At 69.3% G+C, this 22,935-nt stretch carries 17 protein-coding genes; 4 read left to right on the forward strand and 13 right to left on the reverse strand.

Annotation, left to right across the window (positions count from 1 at the left end; genetic code table 11):
• Positions 1-83: 83 nt before the first annotated feature.
• The 6 genes from OG788_RS07220 to OG788_RS07245 all read right to left on the reverse strand — a co-directional run bounded on the left by OG788_RS07220 (position 84) and on the right by OG788_RS07245 (position 7,565).
• A complete protein-coding gene (locus OG788_RS07220; protein ID WP_406369602.1) occupies positions 84-2,504 on the reverse strand; it encodes a SpoIIE family protein phosphatase in 2,421 nt (806 codons plus the stop codon).
• Between the two features lie 184 nt (positions 2,505-2,688).
• Positions 2,689-3,966, reverse strand: a complete 1,278-nt coding sequence (locus OG788_RS07225) for an ABC transporter substrate-binding protein (protein ID WP_406369603.1) — start codon at positions 3,964-3,966, stop codon at positions 2,689-2,691.
• Between the two features lie 5 nt (positions 3,967-3,971).
• Entirely contained in the window at positions 3,972-5,120 is a 1,149-nt protein-coding gene (locus tag OG788_RS07230) for a branched-chain amino acid ABC transporter permease (RefSeq protein ID WP_406369604.1), read from the reverse strand.
• The gene (locus OG788_RS07235; RefSeq protein WP_406369605.1) at positions 5,117-5,998 is read right to left on the reverse strand and encodes a branched-chain amino acid ABC transporter permease; all 882 of its coding nucleotides are present in this window, start codon (positions 5,996-5,998) and stop codon (positions 5,117-5,119) included. Before OG788_RS07235 ends, OG788_RS07230 begins: the two co-directional genes overlap by 4 nt.
• Before the next feature lie 5 nt (positions 5,999-6,003).
• Positions 6,004-6,810, reverse strand: coding sequence for an ABC transporter ATP-binding protein (locus OG788_RS07240; protein WP_406369606.1), 807 nt, complete (start codon positions 6,808-6,810; stop codon positions 6,004-6,006).
• Complete coding sequence (locus OG788_RS07245) at positions 6,807-7,565, reverse strand: ABC transporter ATP-binding protein (protein ID WP_406369607.1); 759 nt, start codon at positions 7,563-7,565, stop codon at positions 6,807-6,809. Before OG788_RS07245 ends, OG788_RS07240 begins: the two co-directional genes overlap by 4 nt.
• A gap of 188 nt (positions 7,566-7,753) precedes the next feature.
• On the opposite strand from OG788_RS07245, the gene OG788_RS07250 reads away from it, so the two are divergent.
• Both OG788_RS07250 and OG788_RS07255 read left to right on the forward strand, forming a co-directional pair.
• On the forward strand, positions 7,754-9,049 hold the full coding sequence (locus tag OG788_RS07250; protein ID WP_406369608.1) for a PucR family transcriptional regulator: 1,296 nt from the start codon (positions 7,754-7,756) through the stop codon (positions 9,047-9,049).
• Positions 9,046-9,708, forward strand: coding sequence for a TetR/AcrR family transcriptional regulator (locus tag OG788_RS07255; protein WP_406369609.1), 663 nt, complete (start codon positions 9,046-9,048; stop codon positions 9,706-9,708). Before OG788_RS07250 ends, OG788_RS07255 begins: the two co-directional genes overlap by 4 nt.
• A 234-nt stretch (positions 9,709-9,942) precedes the next feature.
• On the opposite strand, the gene OG788_RS07260 is transcribed toward OG788_RS07255, so the two are convergent.
• The 5 genes from OG788_RS07260 to OG788_RS07280 all read right to left on the reverse strand — a co-directional run bounded on the left by OG788_RS07260 (position 9,943) and on the right by OG788_RS07280 (position 15,045).
• The gene (locus OG788_RS07260) at positions 9,943-10,725 is read right to left on the reverse strand and encodes an SDR family oxidoreductase (RefSeq protein ID WP_406369610.1); all 783 of its coding nucleotides are present in this window, start codon (positions 10,723-10,725) and stop codon (positions 9,943-9,945) included.
• Position 10,726: 1 nt separating this feature from the next.
• The gene (locus OG788_RS07265; RefSeq protein WP_406369611.1) at positions 10,727-11,995 is read right to left on the reverse strand and encodes an acyl-CoA dehydrogenase family protein; all 1,269 of its coding nucleotides are present in this window, start codon (positions 11,993-11,995) and stop codon (positions 10,727-10,729) included.
• Between the two features lie 247 nt (positions 11,996-12,242).
• Positions 12,243-12,935, reverse strand: coding sequence for a TetR/AcrR family transcriptional regulator (locus OG788_RS07270; RefSeq protein ID WP_356463577.1), 693 nt, complete (start codon positions 12,933-12,935; stop codon positions 12,243-12,245).
• Positions 12,936-13,125: 190 nt separating this feature from the next.
• Positions 13,126-13,764 carry an HAD family hydrolase gene (locus OG788_RS07275; RefSeq protein WP_406369612.1) on the reverse strand — a complete coding sequence of 213 codons (639 nt, stop codon included), beginning with the start codon at positions 13,762-13,764 and terminating at the stop codon, positions 13,126-13,128.
• A gap of 81 nt (positions 13,765-13,845) precedes the next feature.
• On the reverse strand, positions 13,846-15,045 hold the full coding sequence (locus OG788_RS07280; RefSeq protein ID WP_406369613.1) for an acetyl-CoA C-acyltransferase: 1,200 nt from the start codon (positions 15,043-15,045) through the stop codon (positions 13,846-13,848).
• Between the two features lie 299 nt (positions 15,046-15,344).
• Between OG788_RS07280 and OG788_RS07285 the strand changes: the two genes are divergently transcribed.
• Positions 15,345-16,004, forward strand: coding sequence for an alpha/beta fold hydrolase (locus OG788_RS07285; RefSeq protein WP_406369614.1), 660 nt, complete (start codon positions 15,345-15,347; stop codon positions 16,002-16,004).
• 293 nt (positions 16,005-16,297) lie between these two features.
• Here the strand turns inward: OG788_RS07285 and OG788_RS07290 are convergent, their stop codons facing one another.
• Together OG788_RS07290 and OG788_RS07295 are read right to left on the reverse strand one after the other, a co-directional pair.
• Positions 16,298-17,410 carry a catalase family protein gene (locus OG788_RS07290; RefSeq protein ID WP_406369615.1) on the reverse strand — a complete coding sequence of 371 codons (1,113 nt, stop codon included), beginning with the start codon at positions 17,408-17,410 and terminating at the stop codon, positions 16,298-16,300.
• A 2,516-nt stretch (positions 17,411-19,926) separates the two neighbouring features.
• Positions 19,927-21,600 carry a sigma-54-dependent Fis family transcriptional regulator gene (locus OG788_RS07295; RefSeq protein ID WP_406369616.1) on the reverse strand — a complete coding sequence of 558 codons (1,674 nt, stop codon included), beginning with the start codon at positions 21,598-21,600 and terminating at the stop codon, positions 19,927-19,929.
• A gap of 293 nt (positions 21,601-21,893) precedes the next feature.
• Here OG788_RS07295 and OG788_RS07300 point away from each other — a divergent pair, with 293 nt between their 5' ends.
• Positions 21,894-22,919, forward strand: coding sequence for an NAD(P)-dependent alcohol dehydrogenase (locus tag OG788_RS07300; protein WP_406369617.1), 1,026 nt, complete (start codon positions 21,894-21,896; stop codon positions 22,917-22,919).
• The last annotated feature ends 16 nt before the right edge of the window (positions 22,920-22,935 follow it).

Here is a 22,935-nt window from a genome sequence, read left to right on the forward strand (position 1 = left end):
CCAGGGCCCTGCACGGAGCCCCATGACAGCCGTCTGCCTCCACGCGCGCCGATGGGTGAGCCGACAGCAATGGCCTGGGACGGTCAGGGGTGCGTGCCGGCCAGTGGTTGCTCGGTCCACACCGTTTTGCCTTCGCGGGTGTAGCGAGTGCCCCAGCGTTCGGCCATCTGGGCCACCAGGAACAGGCCGCGCCCGCCCTCGTCGGTGGTACGGGCGCGGCGCAGGTGGGGTGCGGTGTGGCTCGCGTCGCTGACCTCGCACACCAGAGACCGTTCACGGATCAGCCGCAGGGTCGCAGGGCCACTGGCGTACCGGTAGGCGTTGGTGACCAGTTCGCTGGCGATCAACTCCGTGCTGAACGCCAAGTGCTCCAGGCCCCATTCGGTCAGCTTGGCCGACGTCAATGCCCGGGCCCGGGCGGCGCCGGCGGGCTCCAGCGTCAGCTGCCAGGAGGCGACATCCTCCGGTGGCAGCATGCGGGTGCGGGCGATCAGCAACGCGATGTCGTCGCTGGGGTGTTCGGGCACGAGCGAGTCGACCACGGCTTGGCATGTCCGTTCCAGCTCGTCCGCAGGGCGGGTGAGCGCTGCGCACAGCTTGCTCAGGCCGATGTCCGCGTCGATGTTGCGTTCACCGATGATTCCGTTGGTGTACAGGCACAGCAGGCTTCCCGCGGCCAGATCGATCTCCCGGGCCTCGAACGGCAGGCCCCCCAGGCCGAGAGGTGGGCCTGCGGGCAGATCGAGCAGCGCCACGTGTCCATCCGGGCCGGTCACCACCGGAGGCGGGTGGCCCGCGCGGGCCACGGAGCACCGCCGGGAGACAGGGTCGTACACGGCGTACAGGCAGGTGGCGCCGACGACCTGCTCGCCCACGGGCTGTTCGCCGAATGCTTCCTGTTCTGCCGCCAGCAAGGTGACCAGGTCGTCCAGGCGGGAGAGAACCTCGTCCGGTTCCAGGTCGAGGCTGGCGAGCGTGTGTACGGCGGTACGCAGCCGGCCCATCGTGGCTGCGGCGTGGATGCCGCGTCCCACCACGTCGCCGACGACGAGAGCGACCCGAGCCCCGGACAGCGGAATGACGTCGAACCAGTCGCCGCCCAGGCCCGGGGCCGCGCTGGCCGGCAGGTACCGCAGGGCCACCTCGACGGCCGACTGGTCCGGAACCGTCCGGGGCAGAAGGCTGCTCTGCAGCGTGAAGGCGGTCTGCTGCTGCTGGGTGAAGCGCCGGGCGTTGTCGATGGCGACGGCGGCGCGCGAGCCGAGTTCCTGGGCGAGGGTGAGGTCGTCCGCCTCGAAGGGATCGGGGCGGCTCGAACGCCACAGGGTCAGCACACCCAGCACCAGGCCACGTGCGGCGAGAGGTACCACGATCAGCGAGTGGGCGCCCGGGTCCGGGGCGTGGGCGTCCTGGCGGCTTCCGGTCGAGACGGAGCCGGCCGACAGAACCGGTTCCAGGACGGGCCGCCCTTCGGCCAGGCATCGCGACTGGGGTGTGTCGGGTGCGAACTCCACCGGGGCGCCCTGGCCGTGGGGCGGGCCGGGTTGCTGAGTTCCGATGCCGCAGACCCCCACGCGAACCACGGGTCCCGCCAGTGCCCGAGCCGGCTCCTCACCGCAGGTGACCGACTCGAGCAGGTCCACCGACGCGTGGTCGGCGAGGTGCGGCACCATCACCTCGGCGAGTTCCCGGGCGGTCTGTGCCACGTCGAGCGTGGTTCCGATGCGGCTGCCGGCCTGGTCGAGGAGGGCGAGCCGACGCTGGGCCCGATGGCGCTCGGTGATGTCCTCGATCATCTCGGCCACGCCCAGGACGCGGCCGGCGCGATCCTCCATCCTGAAGGCCGAGACCAAGGCGACCCGCTCTCGTGCCGGATCCGCCTCGAGGCGAGCGAACTGCTCGGAGTAGATCAGCGGTCTGCCGGTCTCCATCACCTGACGCACACGGTCCACGGCCTTGCGCGCGTCGTCGGGAAGGAGCATGTAGCCGGTCGGCAGACCTCGAAAATCCGCTGCCGGGACACCGGTGAAGCGTTCGACGGCCCGGTTGACCCGGAGAACTTTCAGGTCGGGGCCGTGGACGACCAGGCCGATCGGACACTGGCGGTACAACCCGTCGAGAATCGCGCGGTCCCTCTGCCAGTCCACGACGTCGGCCGCGAGTGCCCCGGCGACAAGCCACTCACGGACCCGGCCGGCGCGGGAGAACGTCTGGGCCCTGAGCCCCATCTCCACAAGCCGCCCGTCGCGGTGCCGCACGTTGAGCACCCCGAACCAGGCCCCGGCTCTCCGGCAGCTCCCCGCGGCTTCCCTGACGGCCGGCAGATCACGCGGATCGACGAGGACCTCGAAGGCCTGACGACCGATCACGGCTGTACCCGAATGGCCGAGGAGCTCCTCGGCCCGCCGGTTCCACCCGACCACGGCACCCCGGTCGTCGAGCACCGCCAGGGCGGCGAGGCGCGGGGCGAACGGATCGTCGTAGCTTGCGCTGAGCTCCGTCATCCGCATCTCCACCGCCGGCTGACCCGCTGATACGACCAAGCCTAGTGAACCCGGTGGGGCCGCGCGCGGCCCCACCGGGGCCGACGCGAGTGATCACGGCGGGCCCGCACGGCTCCGGGCTCCCGTGACGGGGCGAGGGCGGTCCCCGGGCGTCGGGGCATCGACGCGGACCGCCCTCGCCGCCTCACTTCGCCGCCGGGCCGAACTCCTTGCGGGTGTCGACCGGCTTGCCGAACAGCTGCCACCGCTCGCCCTTGAACCGCATCAGCTGCATCGTCTCCAGCGGGAAGGCGTCACCGTGGCCGGTGGACATGGTGACCCCGGGCAGGAGCATGCCCACCTTCACGTCCTTCAGGCTGCGCACCGCGTCCCGCAGTCCTTCCCTGGTCGGGCACTTCATCGCGTCCAGGGCCTGGTGCAGACTGGAGGCGGCGGCCCAGCCGTAGGCGTTGAACTGGTTGGCCGGGTCGGCGTCGGGTGCGTACGTGTGCAGCGCGTCCTTGTACGCCTTCATCTCCGGGTCGGCGGCCCACCGCGGGTCGGCGGGGTCCTTGAAGTAGGTGGCCGAGACCACGCCTTGGACGTTCGCGAACCCGACCGGCTTGAGCACGGCGGCGGACGAGGCCACGTTGTTCACGATGTGCAGCGGGTTCCACTTGGTGTTCTTGGCGTCGGCGGCGAGGGCCTGGCTGCCGAACTTGGGGGTGGTGACATCCAGCAGCACGTCCGCCTTGGAGCGCGCGAGGCTCGCCATCTGTGCCGACACGGAGGGGTCGGTGACCTCGTAGCTCTCCTCGGCGACCACCTTGACGCCGCTGTCGGCGACGGCCTTCTTGAACCCGCCGAGCAGGTCCTTGCCGAAGTCGTCGTTCTGGTAGAGGACCGCGACCTTGGCCTTGGGCCTCGCGTCCTTGAGGTACTTGGCGTACACACGTGCCTCGGCCACGTAGTTGGGCTGCCAGCCGATGGTCCAGGGGTGCTGGTCGCCCGTGCCCCAGGCGGAGGCGCCCGTCGCGACGAAGGGCTGCGGCACCTTCTGCTTGTTGAGGTAGTCCCACACGGCTGCCGTGGACGGGGTGCCCAGGGTCTGGAACACCGCGAAGACCTTTTCCTGCTCGACGAGTCTGCGGGCCTCCTCGACCGCCTTGGGCGGCTGGTAGCCGTCGTCGCGGACGACGAACTCGACCTTGCGGCCGTCTATGCCGCCCTTGTCGTTGACGTGACTGAAGTAGGCGGCCACGCCCTTGCTGATCGTGCCGTACGCGGAGGCAGGTCCCGACAGCGGGTAGATCCCACCCAGCTTGATGGTCTTGTCGGTGATGCCCGTGGTCTGCTGGCCCTTGCACGCGCCACCGGCGGCGGTGTCCTGGGCGTCCTGACCTCGCTGGCTGCTGCAGGCGGTCGCGGTGAGCAGGGCGGCGGTCGCGGCCGCGGCCGCCCGCAGAGCGGTCGTCTTGCGCATGTGGTTCATTCCTTTTCCGTGCGGGGCGGTGCGCCCACGGGTTCGGCGTCGACACCTGCGGGGTCCGCAGGAGTGTGGGTCTCGGAGGGTCCGGACAGGGCCTGGGACTCCGGCTCCGCATCGGGCGCGGATTCGGCCTCTGGCATCCGGTCGAGGGCAGCGGTGGTGCGAGGCGGGCGACGGGCGACTGCGCCCAGGAGACGGCCCGGCAGACCGGCCAGTCCCGTCGGGGCCACGAACATCACCGTGATGATCAGCAGGCCGAACACCACTCCCGGCGCCGCCTCGCTGACGTCCTGGGACACGCTCGGCACGTACATCACGAACGCCGCCCCCAGCAGGGGTCCGTACAGAGAGCCGAGACCCCCGACCACCAGGCCGGCCAGCAGGGTGATGGACAGAACGAAGCTGAAGGAGTCGGGCGAGACGAAGCCGATCACCCAGGTGTACAGACACCCGGCGACCCCCGCGAACATCGCGCTCCACGCGAAGGCGAGGGTCTTGTGCAGCGACAGCCGCACGCCCATGACCTCGGCGGCGCTCTCGTTGTCCCGCACGGCCAGCAGTGCCCGGCCGACCCGGGACCGCAGCAGGTTGCGGGCGAGCGTCAGGGCCACCGCAGTGACGGCGAGGACGACGAAGTACATCCACTGGTCCTCGGCCAGCCCGCTCCACGCCGGCGGCTGCAGCTTGTCCACGGTCAGTCCCATGGAGCCGCCCGTCACCGGTTCGAGCCGCTTGAGCAGGGGCGGCAGGAACACCGCGAACGAGAGGGTGACCAGGGCCAGGTACAGCCCGCGCAGTCGCAGCGCGGGCACGCCGAACCCGAGGCCCAGCAGGAAGCATCCGGCGGCCGCGACCGGCAGCGTGGCCGGGTGGCCGGTGTCGTACCGGTCGAGCATGACCGCCGCCGTGTAGGCGCCCGCCGCGAAGAACGCGCCGTGCCCGAGCGAGATCTGCCCGCCGAATCCGGTCAGCAGGTTCAGGCCGGACAGCGCCACGGCGTACACGAGCACCATGGTCAGCTGGAAGACCTGGAAGGGGGCGAAGTAGAACGGTGCGCCGACGGCGACCGCCGCCGCGACGGGCACAGTGAGCGTGGGCCGCAGCCACCGGACCCGGTCGGTGCCGAGTGACGCTGTGATGGTGCTCATGCGCGCTCCACCGCCGCCCGTCCGAAGAGGCCCTGGGGCCGCACCAACAGCACCGCCAGAATGATCACCAAGGGGACGCCCACCTTCAGATCGGCGCCGATCACGTCCACGTACGCCCCGGTCAGGGTCTCGGCGACACCCACGAACAGGCCGCCGACGACAGCACCGACCGGGCTGTCGAAGCCCCCGAGAGTGGCCGCGGCGAACGCGTAGATCAGCACCCCGCCCATCATGTTGGGCTCCAGGAACAGCACCGGGGCGACGAGCACGCCCGACACCGCTCCGACCGTCGCGGCCAGGCCCCAGCCGAGCATCAGCACCCGGCCCACCCGGATGCCCGACAGCCGGGCGGAGGCCGGATTGCAGGCGACCGCCCGCATCACCAGACCGATGGAGGTGTGCTGGAACAGCAGGTACAGCAGGCCCATCACGACGGCCACCACACCGATGATCCCGAGCGTCGACCAGTCCATACGCACACCGCTCAGGTCGAGTCCGCCGTCGGGGAAGGGCTGCGGGAAGTCCTTCACGGTGAACGACCAGATCAGGCCGGCCAGCGCGTTGACGAAGATGAACAGGCCGACCGTGACGATGACCACCGTCAGCTCGGGCGCGCCCTGTACGGGGCGGATGACGATCCGCTCGAGCAGCATGCCGCCGGCGAAGGACACCGCGAGGGTGGCCGGCAGTGCCAGCCAGTACGGCATCCCGGACGCCACCAGCTGCCAGGCGACGTACGCCGAGAGCATGGCCAGCTCGCCCTGCGCGAAGTTGACGATCCCCGTGAACCGGTGGATCAGCACCAGGGCCAGCGCCAGGCTGGCGTACACGGCGCCTGAGCCCAGTCCCTCCACCACTTGCTGGAGCAGATCGGTCACCGTCCTCACCCGGCCTTCCGGGAGAGGACGGAGACACCGAGGTACACCTCGGCGACCTGCCTGTCCTCGCGGATCTGTGCGGCGGGTCCGGACAGCACCAGGCGACCGGCCTCCAGTACATGGGCCCGGTGCGCGATATCCAGCGCGAGCTGGGCGTTCTGCTCGACGACGACCACGGTGGTTCGTTCCTCCTCGTTGACGGCACGGACGATCTCGAACAGCTCGCGGGTGACCAGCGGCGCGAGCCCCAGGGACGGCTCGTCCAGGAGCAGCAGCGAGGGCCGCAGCATCAGCGCCCTGCCGACGGCGAGCATCTGCTGCTCGCCGCCGCTGAGGCTGCCGGCGGCCTGCCGCGACCGCTGGCGCAGCTTGGGGAAGTAGTCGTAGATCCGTTCCAGGTCGGCCACCACGGCCGCACGCTCGGTGCGGCCCCGCCGCCGCGGGCCGGTGCGCAGATGGGCGCCGATGCGCAGGTTCTCCTCGACGGTCAGGTCGTTGAAAGTGCCCCGGCCTTCGGGCACATGCGCCACGCCGAGCCTGGCGGCCTGCTCGGGCGAGCGGCCCAGCAGTTCCGTGCCGTTCAAGGTGACCGAGCCCCGGCCGCGGACCATGCCGCTCAGCACCCGCAGCGTCGTGGTCTTGCCCGCGCCGTTGGGTCCGAGGATCGCGCACACCTCGCCACGCGCGACCGAGAAGTCGAGGCCCTGGAGCACGCGGGCCTGGCCATATCCGGCGTGCAGGTCGGCAACCTTCAGGAAGTCCGGCTCCGCAGTCGCCGCGTCCTCGGTGCGGTCGGTGGTCGGATCGCTCATGCGGCCACCCCCAGGTACGCCTCGACGACCGCCGGATCGCGCTGGATCTCCTCCGGTGTGCCCTCGGCGATCTTGCGGCCGAAATCGAGGCAGACCACCTTGTCGCACAGGCCCATCACGAAGGCCATGTGGTGTTCGACCACCACGAGCGTGAGGTCGAACTCCTGGCGCACCGAGCGGACCAGATCCGCGAATTGGTCCACCTCGCCGTGGCTGAGCCCGTTGACGGGTTCGTCGAGCAACAGCAGCCGGGGCCGTACCGCGAGGGCCCGGGCGAGTTCGACGCGTTTGAGCGTGCCGAACGGCAGTCCGGAGGCGGGGTGGTCGGCGACGTCCGCCAGCCCGAGCCGCAGTAGCAGGTCGTCCGCCAGGTCACGCAGTGTCCTCTCCTCCCGCCGGACGCGAGGCAGCCGGAGCGCCGCGGCGAGGTGTCCGGTGCGCCCCCGGCTGTGGGCGCCGACCATGACGTTCTCCTGGACCGTGAGCTGCGGGAACAGGCCCAGGTTCTGGAAGGTGCGGGCGATGCCGCGCCCGGCCACGGCGTGCGGGGGGAGGGCGAGCAGGTCCTCGTCCTCGAACCGCACGTCTCCTCCGTCGGGAGCGCAGCGCCTGGTGAGGCAGTTGAACAAGGTGGTCTTGCCGGCTCCGTTCGGCCCGATGAGCCCTACGGCGGTGCCCGGCTCGACGGTGAAAGCGACACCGTCCAAGGCCGTGATCCCGCCGAAGCGCACGGTGATGTCTTCGACCGCGAGCATGAGTGACGCCCTTTCCGACGTGCTGGGGGGTGGGCGAGCGTCACAGTAGGCGGGGAGGTTCCAGGCGCACATTGGGTGTGAGCACCCAACTTCCCGGTCACGAAACTGTGCGCGGCACACAGGTGCCGGGATATGTCTCACGCCCAGCCTGTTGACGAAGCACGAAGTGGGCGGCGACGATCGGCGCCATGCCTCGCGGTCCTGCCATGGGCACTCCCCGACTGTCCGAACCGCTCCGCCTGGAGCGGCGGCGGATCCTGCACGCCGTCCACGACCGGGTCGAGGAGGTGGCGGAGACCGCCGTCGAGGTGATGCGTGCGGAGATCCCGTCGTACGCGCTGCAGGACGAACGGTTCTTCGGCGACGTACGGGACCAGGTGCTCGAGCACTACCGGATGCAGTTGGCGGCGCTTGCCGGAGATCGCGACATCGACCCCGAGGACCTGGTCTTCAGCCGCGCGGCAGCGATGCGCCGAGCACGCGCGGGGTTCGCCCTGGAGGACTGGATCAGTGCCTTCCGGGTCGGCCGGCAGGTGCTGTGGGACGCGCTGCTGGACTGCGCGGGCACGTCCGCCGGGGCCCAGCAGGCCGCACTGTCCCTCGTCACCCCGCTGATGCGGTACGTCGACTACGCCAGCACGCATGCCGCGCAGGCCTACGTCGAGTACCAGCAGCACGTGGTGGCGGACGCGGACCGGGAGCGCCGGGATCTCCTGGACCAGCTCCTGGCCGGGGTGGCACCGACGCGCGGTCCGCTGTTCGCTGCGGCGCAGGCGTACGGCGTCGGACCGCGCTCGCCGATGATGGCGGTCGTGGCGGTGTACGTCGACGACGCCCGCGCCGGGGACCCCACCTCGGCCGAGAACGGGTATGCCGCCAGCGCGTCGATCAGCGTCGCCGGGCCCTGGGCAGGCAGAACGCTCGTCGTCGTGCGCCACGGCGAGGTGGTGGCCGTGCCCGTGGTCCGGGCCGGCATGGCCGCGGAGGACATCTGCGCCCACTTCGAGACCGTGCAGCGGCGGCTCGCGCGCGCCGGAACCCTGCTCTCCATGGGGATCAGTACGGTCGCCCAGGGCGCAGGTGAACTGCCGCGTGCCTACCAGGAGGCGCGAGCCGCCCTCGACCTGGTGCCGAGCGAGGGCGGGGTGGCGGCGCTGCCGCGGCTGTCCCCGTTCGACTATCTGGCGCTGCGCGCCGACGACGTCGCCCGCCAGCTGGTCGATCCCCGGGTGCGTGCGCTGCTGGACGAGGACCGCAGACGTGGCGACACGCTGGCCGTCACCATCCGGGCCTTCGCGGCGGCGGACCTCAATCTGCGGCTGGCCGCCGAGCGGTTGCGGGTGCACCACAATACGGCGCACTACCGGTTGCGCCGGATCGAGGAACGCAGCGGCCGCAATCCGCGCCGGATCGCCGACCTCCTGGAACTACTGGTCGCCCTCGCCATCCGCGACGGGGCCGAGGAAAGCGGGGATGGCGAGTGAGCGGCATCGGGGAATCTGCCGGGCCCGAGGCGGCACGTCAGCCGGGCGGGCAGGGGGGAACAGGCCTGCCGGAGGGGTACGCCGGGCAGGACGGAAGCCTCCGGAGCACGCTGCTCGACGCCGCGCTGGAGGTGTTCGCCGAGCGCGGTTACACCGACGCCGGTCTCAGCGAGATCGCGGCGCGCTGCGGCATCCCGGTGGGCAGCCTCTTCCAGCACTACGGCGGAAAGCGAGGGCTGTACCTCGCCCTGTGGGAGGAGTTCCGGGAGGAGCAGGAGCGTCGAACCGCGGCCACACTGACCGCCGAGCGCAACCGCGGCGTGGAGGATCCCGTCGCCCTCTTCGTTGCGGGAGCCAGGGCCTATCTGGAGGGTGCCTGGGACAACCGGAGGCTCGGCAGACTCCTCGTGGAAGACGACGGCCCCGCGGGCTTCGACGCGCTGCGCCGCCAGTGGGACCGCGTATGGGTACGGCGCAACGCCCGGCTCCTGGAGATCGACGAGCGGCGGCGCGCCGGCCGGGTCAGGGTGAGCGTGCTGACCACCGTCATCGGAGGAACGGCGCGCGAGCTGGGCGACTGCGGGGACGAGACGGAAGCCCGGGAGATCGTGGACGAGGTGTGCGGCATCCTGATCCATCTGTCGGCGCCGCCCGGCTGAAACGCGCGGGCACCGGGCCGAGGCGACGGGACCGGCACCGGCCCGACGACGCCTCACTCCCCGGACAGCCCGCGCCGAGCGCTGCCTCAGGACAACAGCGGCCACGAGGGTGTACGCCTCGGCGTCGATCGCGACGCTGTCCGGGCCAGGACCTTCCGGCCGATCAAGTGGCCGGAAAGGGACGGTGCCTGTCCAGCGCCGCGTCCGCGGCGGGATCGGCCGGCCAGGCCCTAGCTAGACACCGGTGTCGGCTCCCTGCCGGAACGGGATCGCGTCACCGAGCACCTGTCCGCCGTCGATCACCATCGTCTCGCCGGTGATCCAACTCGCGGCGTCCGAGACGAGAAAGGCGACCGCCGAGGCAATGTCGGCCGGCTCCCCTATGCGCCCGAGTGCCGTGGCGGCGGACAGGGCCTGCTCATGGTCCTTCCACAGGGCCTCGGCCAGCTTCGTGCGCACCACCCCCGGCGCCACCGCGTTGACGCGAACCTTGGGCGAGAGTTCCAGCGCAAGTTGCTTCGTGAGGTGGATCAGTGCGGCCTTCGACGCGTTGTACAACCCGATGTTCGCCTCGAAGGTCATGCCGCCGACCGAGGCGGTGTTGACGACGGCGCCGCCGTGCTCGCCCATCCAGGCCCGCACGGCCAGCCCCGTCCACAGGACGGGAGCCCACACGTTCACGTCGAAGGTCTTGGCGAACCGGACGTGGTCCTGGTCGATGACGGGTCCGAAGGCCGGGTTGGTCCCCGCGTTGTTGACGAGGATGTCGAGGCTTCCGAAGCGATCGAGCGTCAGATCGACACAGCGCCGGGCCGCTTCTTCGTCGACCGCGTGCACACCGACGCCGATCGCCGTGCCCCCGACCTGGGCCGCGGAGGCGTCCGCCGCCTCCTGGGACCGGGACGTGAGGACGACGTTTCCGCCGGCGGCGGCGATGGCCTGGGCGATCGCCAACCCGATACCCCGGGAGGCGCCGGTGACGACGGCGGTGCGACCGCTGAGGTCCAGCCCTGCCATTTCAGCTCACCTCTGCCTTGTGGCCGCCGCGGGTGCCCGTGCCGCTCGCCGCCGTGGTGGCCCCGTCGCGGTACCGCCGCAGTTCCTGCCTGGCGATGGCCCGCTTGTGGACCTCGTCGGGACCGTCCGCCAGCCGCAGTGTCCGCAGCTGCGCGTACATCATCGCCAGCGGGAAGTCCTCGGTCACTCCGGCTGCTCCATGCACCTGGATGGCGCGGTCGATGATCTTCAGAGCGATGTTCGGGGCGGCCACCTTGATGGCCGCGATCTCGGTGCGCGCTTCCTTGTTGCCGACCGTGTCCATCAGATACGCGGCCTTGAGCGTGAGCAGCCGGATCATCTCGATGTCGATGCGCGCTTCCGCGATCCAGTCCTGGATGTTGGACCGTTCGGCGACCGGACTACCGAATGTCACCCGTGACTGCGCGCGCCGGCACATCAGCTCCAGCGCCCGCTCGGCCGCGCCGATGGCCCGCATGCAGTGGTGGATACGACCGGGCCCGAGCCGGGCCTGGCTGATCGCGAAACCCTCGCCCTCGCCCTTGAGGAGGTCCTTGGCCGGCACCCGTACGTCGGCGAAGTCGATTTCGGCGTGCCCCTCACGGTCCTGGTAGCCGAACACCGGCAGGCCGCGCATCACCGTGATCCCGGGGGCATCGATGGGGACGACCATCATCGACTGCTGCCTGTGCGGAGCAGCGCCAGGTTCCGTCTTCCCCATGACGATGAGCACCTTGCAGTTGCGGTGCAGGGCATTGGAGGCGAACCACTTGCGGCCGTTGAGCACGTACTCGTCACCGTCGCGCTCCATCCGCAACTCGATGTTGGTGGCGTCGGAGCTGGCGACACGCGGCTCGGTCATCGCGAAGGCCGAGGCCATCGTGCCGTCGAGCAGGGGCTTGAGGTACTTCTCCTTGTGCTCGTCGCTGCCGAACAGCGTGAGCACCTCCATGTTCCCGGTGTCGGGAGCGTTGCAGTTGCACGCCTCGGGGGCGATGTGACTGCGCCCCATGATCTCCGCCAGCGGCGCGTACTCGAGGTTCGTCAGCCCGGGGCCCCATTCCGGGTGCGGGTGAAACAGGTTCCAGAGTCCGCGCCTTCGCGCCTCCGCCTTGAGTTCCTCGATGATCGGCGGGTGGAAGTGCGGGTCACCCGACGCGCGCATCTGCACGTGGTACACCGCCTCAGCGGGGTAGACGTGTGCATCCATGAACTCGAGCAGATCCGCCTGGTACTTCTTGGCGCGATCCCGTATCTCGAACAGGGACATCTGAGCTCCTGACGGGTTGGCGTGCGAAGCCGGGGCACGGCCGAGAGCCGGCGTGACCATGCTCTTGCCGAACTTTATAATTGAATCTGGCGTCAAGTTCAACAGTGAGGCGCACGGCGACGCGCGAAGAAGACCGCCCACCTCCCGCGGAGGAGACGGCAAAGCGGAGGAGACGGCAAAGGGGGACGAGAATGAAAAGCACCCGGCAGTACCGGGTGCGGTGAGCCAGGCGGTCCAGGCTCCCGGGTCAGCGGTGGCCGGGGAACCGCAGGGCGTTCGCCCAGAGACGGGTGACCGTGGACACGAGCTCCTCGAAGTCCACCGGTGCACCCTCTTCTTGCCGTTCGCCGACCACGAAGGCGTTGTAGGCCAAGACGCTGACCATGCCCGACAGGGCGCGGGAGGCCATCATCGGATCGACCCCACGGTCTGCGACATCCCGCGCCTGCAGATCGGCGATGCCGCGGGCGTTGCGGCGGATGAACGCGTCAGCGCGCCGGCTTCGGAACTCGCGGAACTCCGGCTCCACTTGTGCGACCTGCTCAAGTAGGGCCATCAGCTTCGCATTCCGCTTGTACGCCTCGAGATACGCGCGGTTGCTCGCTTCGAGTACCGCATAGGGATCGTCGGTACCCTGCACCCGGCCCATGCCGGGGTGCATCATGTCCTCCTGCGCCTCCAGGAGGACGGCGGCGAGCACCTCCTCCTTGTTGGCGAAGTAGGTGTAAAAGGATCCCGCCGCGCATTGAGCTTCTTTGGTGATGTCGGTCAGGCGAGTGTCGAGGTAGCCGTCCCGTTCGAACACCTTCCGCGCGGCCTTCACCAATGCGGCCCGTGTCCGCGCTCCGCGCTTCGTCGTCGGCGGCTCGCGAAGGTTCGACAGGGGCGCCATGGGAGGTGCGTACTCGCCGTCGATCTCCTCGGGCGCGGTGGTGTCCATTCCGGAAACGGTACTTGAATCCGACGCCATAGTCACAAACGTGAGACTGATCCCCGGCGCCGCGCAGCGCAATGGTGTCGACAGTGACGGCCCTTGGCGGCACACAGGACCGACATCGCCGATCGTGGGCGGCGCCTGCCGAGGATGGGAGCAGGTGGCCGTGCGGGTCTCATCCCCGCCGAATCAGCGATCAGACGGTGATCCCGAAGCGCTCGGCGAGTTGGCGGCGAGTGTCGGCGGCGCTGGTGTGCAGTACGCCACCGATTCCGATCCGTGCCGCTCCGTCGAGGTTCTGCTGCAGATCGTCGATCATGACGGCCGCTTCGGGGCCGATGCCCAGGCGTTCACATGCGATCGCGTAGATCCGCCGGGAGGGCTTGCGGATCCCGACCTCCGCGGAGATCACGACCGCATCGGCAACGGCGGAGAGGTCGACGCCGTCGTAGGTTCCGGTACCGAACGAATTGGACACGAGCGCGACGGGACGGCCGACGGCTCGAAGTTCGCCGAGCAGCGCGAGCATGTCCTGATCGATCGACATGCCCGCCTGCATCCGGGCCGTGAGCCCCTCGGCCGGTACGTCTGCGCCGTGGACGCGGAGGCGTTCGGCGAATCCCCGCTCGAAGTCCCCGGCATCGATACGGCCGCACTCGTGATCGGCCAGGAGGGTGCGTGATCGCTGGTCCCGGCCGAGGAGGTCGAGCGGCAGGCGCGGGTCGCCGCCCAGCGAGGCGCCGAAGTCGGTGAAAGCCTGCAGCACACTGGAGGTGATGACCCCTCCGAAGTCCACCAGGACCGCGGTTCGGGGTTTTGCCGCTGACTTCGACACGGTATCCACATCTCTCTCTCACGGTCGGCCTGCTGCCGCGCAAATGCGACGGCAGCCACGTTCTCCAGCCGGGATGGGACCTCAGGCGACCTCGAACAGTCCGGCTGCACCCATTCCGCCGCCGACACACATCGAGATCACCACATACCGAACGCCCCGGCGCTTCCCCTCGACCAGGGCATGCCCCACCAGCCGGGCACCGGTCATTCCGTACGGATGACCGACCGAGATGGCGCCGCCATCGACGTTGAACCGCTCGGGATCGATGTGCAGTTCGTCCCGGCAGTACAACGCCTGGGAGGCGAACGCCTCGTTGAGTTCCCACAAGCCGATGTCGTCGATGGTGAGGTTGTGCTGCTTCAGCAGTTTCGGAATGGCGAACACCGGGCCGATGCCCATCTCGTCCGGCCCGCATCCGGCAACGGTCATTCCCCGGTAGACACCGAGCGGTTCCAGTCCGCGGCGCTCGGCCTCCCTCGACTCCATCAGCACCGACGCCGAAGCCCCGTCCGACAACTGCGAGGAGTTGCCCGCCGTCACGCTGGAACGCGCGCTCACCCGGCCGTCGGGCAGCACCGGGGCCAACCCGGCCAGGCCTTCGAGCGTCGTCGACGCGCGGTTGCCCTCGTCCCGGGCCAGGGTGAACTCCTCGTCCCGCACCTCCCCGGACTGCTTGTCGAGAACCTTCTTGGTACTGGTGAGCGCGACGATCTCCCGGTCGAACCGGCCGGCCTCCTGCGCCGCCGCGGTGCGCTGCTGTGACACCAGCGCGAACTCGTCCTGACGTTCCCGGCTCACGCCGTAGCGTTCGGCGACGATCTCCGCCGTCTGCAACATCGGCATGTAGATGCTCGGCTTGTGCTCGACCAGCCAGGGATCCGCCATGCGGTGGGTGTTCATGTGGTCGTTCTGCACCAGGGAGATCGACTCGACACCGCCGCCGACAGCGACCTGCATGCCGTCCGTGACAATCTGCTTGGCGGCCGTCGCCACGGCCATCAGACCCGACGAGCACTGCCGGTCGATCGTCATCCCTGACACCGCGTCCGGAAGTCCGGCACGGAGAGCAGCCTGACGCGCGACATTGAAGCCCGAGGCCCCCTGCTGCACGGCGCAGCCGAAGATCACATCTTCGACCTCACCTCCCTCGAGCCCGGCGCGTTGCACCGCGTGTGAAAGGGCATGAGCGGCAAGCTCCTGCGCCTGGGTGTCGTTGAACGCGCCGCGGTAAGCCTTTCCGATCGGCGTCCGCGCCGTCGAAACGATGACTGCTTCCCTCATGTCGCCTCACTGTTTCCTGTTGGTCCGGTTCGTCCGGGAGCCTCGGGGCCGGGATTCCGAGCGCCGTGCGCCGGCTCTATTGCCGGCAGGGGGCGCCGAACGCCAACTGTCGTGCGGAGATGGCTCATTGAGCGTCTCCTCGAGCGGCCTTCGACGTGAGTCACGGCCGCGGCAGCGACAGGGAGTCGGCCTTCCGATCGTTATAGTTGAATTCGGCGTCATGTTCAACAGCAGGCAGGTCTTGACAGCCGCCCTCCTCACCTGAAGGCTACCGACCAGTCGGTATGAAGAGGTGGATCGTGACACGCCTGAGCCTCTCCACGGGTGCGGGCGTGTTCGATGCGATCGTGGCGGGTCCGCCCGGAGGCCGCCCGGTGCTGCTGCACGGCCTCCCGCAGACCGGGCTGGTCTGGAAACGACGGATCGCGGCTTCGGCCGCGCACGGCTACCGGGTGGTGGCACCCGACCAGCAGGGGTACTCCCCCGGCGCCCGGCCCAGCGACTATCGCATCAGCGTTCTCGTCGACGATGTGGTCGCGACCACCGAGGAACTGGGCTGGGCGGCGTTCGACCTGGTCGGCCATGACCGGGGAGGCGCGGCGGCTTGGTGGACCGCTCACTCCCACCCCGGCCGCGTACGCACCCTGCCGGTCGCCTCGACCCCGCACCCCGGCGCGCTGACCACCACCCTGCGCACCGACCAGGATCAGCGCAAGCGCGCGCACTGCATGATCGACGGCAGCGCCCTCCAGCGCGGTCAGAATCCGCGCCTCGCGGGCCACGTCGTTCGCCGACGCCGGCAGACGACCCAGCGGTGGGCACCGCAGCACCCACCTGCGGCCCTCCTGGTCCCGCACCAGTTGGGTCAGACTCGACTGGCCGGGCCCGATCCGGTCAAAGACAGGCGGCCCTGCGAAGTCGACGCCCAGGGTCTTGAAGTCGCAGGTGCTTGCAGATGACGTGCGTGGTCATGGATGGGGACCTTGCTGACGTCAGGCTGTGGGCAAGTGAACTGGATGCTGGGCACGAGCGGTTCGTGCACGGGTTCAACCGGTCCGAGCCACGGGAGTAACCGCCGGCCTCCGGGGCACCACACACCTGCCGGCCATCCATCCGCCGGCCACCACCTGGCTGCCGCGCACCCCTGGGTGTCCAGCGGGCCGGTGGACGGCGTGCCGTGCCCCCTTAACCTGCGCGACGGCGGGCGCGACCGAGGCAACTCAGTCGCGACGGCGGGCGCGACCGAGGCAACTCAGCCCAGCAGCTCAGCGCTGCCGGCCGGTTCGCGCCGCTCTTGCCCGTTGATGCGGTGCCGTTCGATGGACGAGCGCCGGTAGACCTCCTGCCGCACCCGCTGAATCTCGCCGATGGGCCGGTGGTCCTCGCGTGAACGCCACGGCGTGATCGACGTGGCGTCGGCAGCCGCCAGGTTGTCGTACCCGCCGATGGCCTGGCGCGGGAGATCCACCCGGGCGACCGTCACCCAGGGGGACAGGTCCTCGGGCCACTTGACGGACGTGTTGTCCACCGGCATACGGGCCAGATCGGTGTTGAGCTGGACCTGGAGCTCGAAGGAGTGGTCTCGCTCCGCGGCCTCGGCCACCAGGGTGCGGCGGAATGCCTCATTGTCCGCGCGCACGTCCACGATCTGCTGCGTGATGGAGGCCAAGGACGCGGCGGTCGGCACGGTACGGATCTTGGCGATGTGTTCGCCGTACCGGAAGGCGCCCATGCTGTTGTAGCTGTACGACAGCAGGTTCCTGCGCGGGACACCGGTGAACGACAGCATGGCGAGCAGTTCGTCCCACAGCCAGCTGTCGGGATCGGTGAGCGTCAGCCGGCGGGTCAGGAACTCCGCCATCCAGGTCTTGCGGCGGGCTGGGTCCACGAGGGCCTCGGGCAATTCGGCGAACAAATCCTCGATCACCATGTAGTCGTAGGCCGTGTTCGCGAAGAAGACATCGTTGTTGATCAGGTTGAGGTCGAAGGTGCCGCTGTCTCGTTCGTCGTCCAGCAGCGAGGGGCCGGGAACGCCGAACAGCTTGATGCCCATTCCGCAAGCCGCGCCCAGCTGGTGGTCGGGGCGGTCGTGACCCAAGCCGTTCGAGTAGCGGACGACGGCGTCGTACGCGGTCGGCCGCGCGAAGATTCCCTGCCGGTAGAAGCCAGGATTGTCACCAACCGTGACCGTGGCCTTGAGGAGGCCGTAGGTCTTGCCGTGGGCCGTGCGGACAGCGCGGCCGACGGTCTCGCGCTCGACCGAGGCGCGCGTACGACGCGCCACCTGGGCGATGACCGCTTCCATCTCCTCCTGGTAGGAAGGGCGTTCGATGGGTCGGTAGTCCTCGTAGCGAACAGGATTCATTGTGCCGACTCCCTCTCGTTGGTGTCCTGCACACAGACGCTAGTACGCAATTTAATTGTGCACAACATAACTGTGGGCGATCGCACGTTCCCAGCACCGGATCGTCGGTGCCGGCTACTCGTCGGTGCCCCGTGCGTGGGATGCGGCTCGTAGGGACGACGGACAGAAATGAACGGCTCCCACAAGCAGTCCGGTCACTACCTGGTCTGTCCAGCCAAGGTCCGCCGGCGCATCGAGCACGACTACCGCGAACTCAACACGGCCTGGGCCCGGACCACTTCGAAAGCCGAGTCCTCGACACCCTCCGGGACGTTCCGAAGTGCTGGACCGTGTCTGCGCCACCTGCCACCAAGCCGCCTTGCCAACCTGGTGTGCCGCCCGCTGGGCGGCCGCCGCAACCCCATGACCACTGGATGGGCGTAGTTGTGGTCTCTGTCGGCGCTGGCGAGCCCGCTGCCGATCAGGCGGATGCCGTGCGCGGACCAGCTGGAGGTTTCTGTGCTGGGGAGCCCTGCCAGTGTTTCAGCCATCGGCTTCCCTTTTGCTGCTCGGCGAGCCACTAACTGGTGGAAGAGGCGCTGATGCTGCCGGAAGGACTGACGGAAAGACTGGCGGAGGAACTGGCGGAGGGCCTCGCGGAAGGGGTTGCCGTCTGCGAGGGCGAGCTGGGGCGGCGGCCGCTGGAGGCTCGGGGGGTCGGCTTCGCCTTCACTGGTGGCGGCGTGGTGGTGGCGGGAGGACGAGAGACCGGTGACGTGCTGCGAGTCGCCGTTGGCAGAGGACGCCGGATCCTGTCACCGTTTCGATCCCGGACGCCCTTTCGGGCCGGGTGCGTGGTCACACGCTCCGGTGACGCCTGTGAATCGGGAACGCGGACCCCGGGCTCTTCGGGGGACGGCTGTTCCGGGATCGAGGCTGCCCGTGGGGCCGTCGACTGGGGAACCACCGATGCGGTAGCCAGGCCTCCGAGGAGAGTGAAGGCGGCTGCGGCAAGAGACCGGACGGCATACTTCTTCAGCCGCGCCGGACGATCGTACCGGTCAGCCGACAGGTCTTGCGAGGCAGTCGGTGACCCGGGAAAGGGCGACCCGGAGGAGCTCGGTCCCCGACTCGAGCGGACCTCCGGCATCGCGGCCTCTACGGCCGGAGCACCGCCTCTCCGATCGCTCAGCTGTGCCATGCCGGGGTCGTATGCCCCACACTCTGGGCAGGTAACGGCGCCGTTGAGCGTGCGGCTGCACGGGATGCAGTAGTCCATGAAGCGACCGTCCTCAGTTCTTGAGTTGACGGGAGCAAAGGTGTACCCAACCCGGGCAGCAGTCAGCGGTGGGGAGACGCCGCTTGGTTTGTTTCGGACCGATCTTTGACATGCACGAACCTCACTTACCGGTCTACAGGTGGGTTACCGGTTACTGGGGTCAACGGGGCGCATCGAATGAGTGCTCACCCGCAGGCTGAAATGTGGGGTATGTAACTCTGCTGGAAGGGACGTTGATGACCGGGACGCCGCGGCAGCCGCGGCGTACGAGCTGAACGGTTGCGGCTCGATCCGGGCCGAGTGCTGCTCACTTCCCACGGCTCGACGCCCCCTGGGCGCAATTTCTTCGCTCCTGCGATGTCCTGGGCCAAGGTGGTCAGGCTGAGGAAAGTCCCACGGGCAGCAGCAACCGCACTGCGACCACAGCCGGTCGTCTCGGGGGCCGCCGAGTCTGCTCCCACCTTCGAGACCTGCCAGACCGCGGGAGGGCAACCAGAATTGAGCACTGACCGGCATGGAGGTGAGGCGCGCCAGACTGCCGGGGCCGACGCGGCGACAGCGGTCGCATCACCGTCGACGCTGCGGAACACCACCCTGATCACGCAGCACGCGGCCAGGTCGTGAGCACCCGGGTCGGGGGGTCGGACCGCGCAGCCGCGCGGCCCGGCACCTTCCGGCCATCCAGCGGTGCCCGTCGAGGGGCAATTGTTCAGGGGCAGTTGACGGCCGGGTCCCCTGTGTCGCGGTTGCAGGTGTCGAAGCCGAGGCCGCCGCCCTCCTTCTCAAGACCTGCCCCATCACTGGGAAGCCGCGCTGAAGGTGGAGTCGACCATGCGCACCGGCTACGAGCACGGCTTCCGGGTGATCACTCTGACCGACTGCGTCGCCGTCACCTCGTAGGAGGAGCAGGACAACGCCATCGCCTAAGACTTCTCGATGTTCTCACTGCCGACGTTCGCCGTCCGGTTCCAGGTCCACTGCGGCGGCCTCACCGAGCCAGGTATGTGCCGCGGTATGTGATGTGCCGGCACCTCACTGGCCGTCGGCAACCCAGCGGGCGCGATGTCACGACGCGGTGACCATCACCCGCATCCCACGACGGCCCTGCCTCCATGCCTCAGGGGCTGGGGTCACCGGCCTCGTCCATGCTGTGTGGCCGCCCGAGCGGCGACGCCGCGCAGGCGCCGCACGCCACGGCCGGCGTGCCGGAACGGCCCGTCACGTCACGTCACGTCACGTCACGTCACGTCACGTCACGTCACGTCAGGCTCGACGGAACGATTCCGTAGCGGCGCATCTTGCGGTACATCGTGGCGCGGGAGATCCCGAGGTCCTGCGCGGTCCGCTGGACGTTGGAGTTGCGGTCCATCAGCCCACGCAGAATGGCGTCGCGTTCCAGCGCCTCGATGGTGGTCAGGACCTTGTGCGAGGACACCCGGCATTCCGGCGGCAGGTCCTCCACCTGGATCACCCGGCCGGAAGGCCGCCGCGCCAGGCCGCGGATCACCGACTCGAGCTGCCGGACGTTCTCCGGCCAGGGGCATCGCTGAAGCAGGGCCAGCGCATCCGGGGAGAACGTGCACTCGCCGCTCGGCCGGTACTTGCGCAGGAACAACCGCGCCAGGTGCTCGATGTCCCCATAGCGATGACGTAGGGGAGGCACCTCCACCGAGGCGCCACAGAGCTGGTCGAGCTGGTCGTCGGAACTGACCATCGACGGCTGGCAGATCATGACCAGTTGCCCGGTCGCGCTGCCGTCCAGCTGCACCAGCAGGTTGCTCAACCGCTGCCGCAGCTGGTCGCCCAACAGGTGGACATCGCTCAGGACGAGCACGTTGGACGGCACGATGAGCAGCTCTCCGATGTCGTGCAGCCAACGCTCCATGACGGCCGGTGCATCCGACAGCGGCGCTTGCGTCATCTCCAGTCGCCGTCCGGCGCCGCGGGCCCGGTGCAGGGCCTCGACCAACGTCCTCTTCCCGACGCCGGCTTCGCCCAGGAGATGAAGCCATGTCCCGGCGACGAACGCTGTTTCGCTGTCGGCGACCGCGCGCAGCCAGTGCGGGGACGAGCCCACCAGTCCCAGGTTGGAGCGGGCGGGCGCGGCGGTACCCGCAGGTGTGGGCTGGGGCCTTCCGATCAGCCGGACTCGGAAGACGGCGCCCGCGTCGCTGTCCTCGCGCCGACAGCGACTGACCCTGAGTTCGGCGACCCGTCCCGAGGGCAGGGCGATGCTGCGGGTCCCCTCAGGCCGGGGATGGTCGGCGATCTCACGGGCGTGGTCGAGCAGCGCATACTGATCCGGCCCGGTCACGGTGGCGCTGAGCTGCTCGTTCATCATGACGACATCGCGGTTGAGAGCGAGCACGGGTCCTGGGCGCGCCGAGGAGCACGCCTCCATGTAGTCCTGGAAAAGAGCCCGCTCGCGCCGCGAGGTGATCGCCGCGATCTCGGCCTCGATCTGGGCCGCGACGGAGCGGGCGAAGGCCATCAGCATGCCGTCGGAGCCCTGACGGATGGTGGTGAGGTTGAAGGCTCCCAGCAGGGTGCGCCGGGTGGGATGCAGGATCGGCACGGCCGCGCAGTGGAAGTCCCGCAGCGCCTCGACGTAGTGCTCCATCCCGGCGATCATGACCGGGTGGCCGCTGGCCAGCGCGGTCCCGATGCCGTTGGTGCCCACATAGCGCTCGGCGAACACATGGCCCGGGGCCAGGTGCACCCGGTTGAGGTTCGTCGTCAGCCCCTCGTGGGAGACCTTCCGGGAGAGGACCACTCCATTGCGGTCCGTGATCATCGTGGAGACCGGGTCGTCGGCGAGCTGCTCGTGCAGCCTGTCCAGGATCGGCAGCCCGGCCCTTGCGAGGGGGCTGTCCAGATTGGGGTTGTCCAGGTACGGAGCGTCGAGGCTGCCCGACTTCACCTTGTACTCCATCGAGCGATGCCATGAGGCCACCACAAGCGGCCGGGCGCTTGGATCCTTGGTGACTTCCAGGTAGAGCTCTCTGGCCACTCTCAGTGAGCTTTCGGGTTGCTGGCGGGGCATTAACACTCCCGTACGGCGCGCGTTACATCCCTCGGTGCAGTGATTGGACCAGCTCGACAGCGTGGCGCCTACGGCGTGTACCACATTGAGACATCCGCGGACGGATTCTGAGACATCGACCTGCGGTCGGCGGCCTGTGTAATCGGCGCACCACCCCACCCGCCGACTCGCAGGGAGCCGCTATGAAAGCCGTGCAGGTCATCGAGTACGACGAGCCGCCCGTGCTCGTGGACGTGCCGGACCCGCAGATCACCGGCCCGCTGGATGTGATCGTGAAGATCGGGGGCGCCGGAGTCTGCCGGACCGATCTGCACATCCTCGAAGGACAGTGGAAGGACAAGAGCGGGGTCGCCCTTCCGTACACGATCGGTCACGAGAACGCCGGCTGGGTCGCGGAGGTCGGGCAGGCCGTCACCAACGTCAAGGTCGGTGACCCGGTCATCCTGCACCCGCTGGTGACATGCGGTCTGTGCCGCGCCTGCCGGGCCGGCGACGACGTGCACTGCATGAACTCGGCCTTCCCCGGCATCGACGCCGACGGGGGCTACGCCGAGTACTTGAAGACCAGCGCCCGCTCGGTCGTGCCTCTCGCCCCGTCCCTGGAGCCGGCCTCGGTGGCGGCCCTGGCCGACGCCGGGCTCACGGCGTACCACGCCGTCGCCAAGGCGGCCCGGGTGCTGCGGCCCGGCGACAAGGCCGTGGTCATCGGCGCCGGCGGACTCGGACACATCGGAATTCAGGTGCTGCGGGCCCTGTCGCCGGTGGAGATGATCGTCATCGACCGCAGCCCGGAGGCCCTGGCTCTGGCCAAGGAACTGGGCGCCGACCACACCCTCGTCGCGGACGGAAGCGAAGCCGACCGCGTACGGGACCTCACCGGCGGTCACGGGGCGGAGGCCGTCCTGGACTTCGTCGGCGAGGGGGGTGCCGTCGAGACGGGCGTGGCCTGCCTACGCCGCAACGGCAACTACTACGTCATCGGCTACGGCGGCCACCTCCACGTGCCGACGATCGACGTCATCTCCACGGAGATCAACTTCATCGGCAACCTCGTGGGGTCCTACAACGACCTCTCCGAGCTGATGGTCCTGGCGGCCCAGGACAAGGTCACCCTGCACACCCAGCGATACCCCCTCGCCTGCTTCCGGCAGGCCCTCGACGACCTCGACACCGGGGCCGTACGCGGCCGAGCGATCTTGATCCCCTGACACGTCCAAGGAGCAA

Origin of the sequence: Streptomyces sp. NBC_00647, assembly GCF_045207245.1 — a bacterium.
Lineage (GTDB): Bacteria > Actinomycetota > Actinomycetes > Streptomycetales > Streptomycetaceae > Streptomyces.

Coding starts and splice junctions, on each gene's coding strand:
- OG788_RS07220 (WP_406369602.1), bottom strand. CDS start 2,504: ATGACGGAGCTCAGCGCAAGCTACGACGATCCGTTCGCCCCGCGCCTC.
- OG788_RS07225 (WP_406369603.1), bottom strand. CDS start 3,966: ATGCGCAAGACGACCGCTCTGCGGGCGGCCGCGGCCGCGACCGCCGCC.
- OG788_RS07230 (WP_406369604.1), bottom strand. CDS start 5,120: ATGAGCACCATCACAGCGTCACTCGGCACCGACCGGGTCCGGTGGCTG.
- OG788_RS07240 (WP_406369606.1), bottom strand. CDS start 6,810: ATGAGCGATCCGACCACCGACCGCACCGAGGACGCGGCGACTGCGGAG.
- OG788_RS07245 (WP_406369607.1), bottom strand. CDS start 7,565: ATGCTCGCGGTCGAAGACATCACCGTGCGCTTCGGCGGGATCACGGCC.
- OG788_RS07250 (WP_406369608.1), top strand. CDS start 7,754: ATGCCTCGCGGTCCTGCCATGGGCACTCCCCGACTGTCCGAACCGCTC.
- OG788_RS07260 (WP_406369610.1), bottom strand. CDS start 10,725: ATGGCAGGGCTGGACCTCAGCGGTCGCACCGCCGTCGTCACCGGCGCC.
- OG788_RS07265 (WP_406369611.1), bottom strand. CDS start 11,995: ATGTCCCTGTTCGAGATACGGGATCGCGCCAAGAAGTACCAGGCGGAT.
- OG788_RS07270 (WP_356463577.1), bottom strand. CDS start 12,935: ATGGACACCACCGCGCCCGAGGAGATCGACGGCGAGTACGCACCTCCC.
- OG788_RS07280 (WP_406369613.1), bottom strand. CDS start 15,045: ATGAGGGAAGCAGTCATCGTTTCGACGGCGCGGACGCCGATCGGAAAG.
- OG788_RS07290 (WP_406369615.1), bottom strand. CDS start 17,410: ATGAATCCTGTTCGCTACGAGGACTACCGACCCATCGAACGCCCTTCC.
- OG788_RS07295 (WP_406369616.1), bottom strand. CDS start 21,600: ATGGAGTACAAGGTGAAGTCGGGCAGCCTCGACGCTCCGTACCTGGAC.
- OG788_RS07300 (WP_406369617.1), top strand. CDS start 21,894: ATGAAAGCCGTGCAGGTCATCGAGTACGACGAGCCGCCCGTGCTCGTG.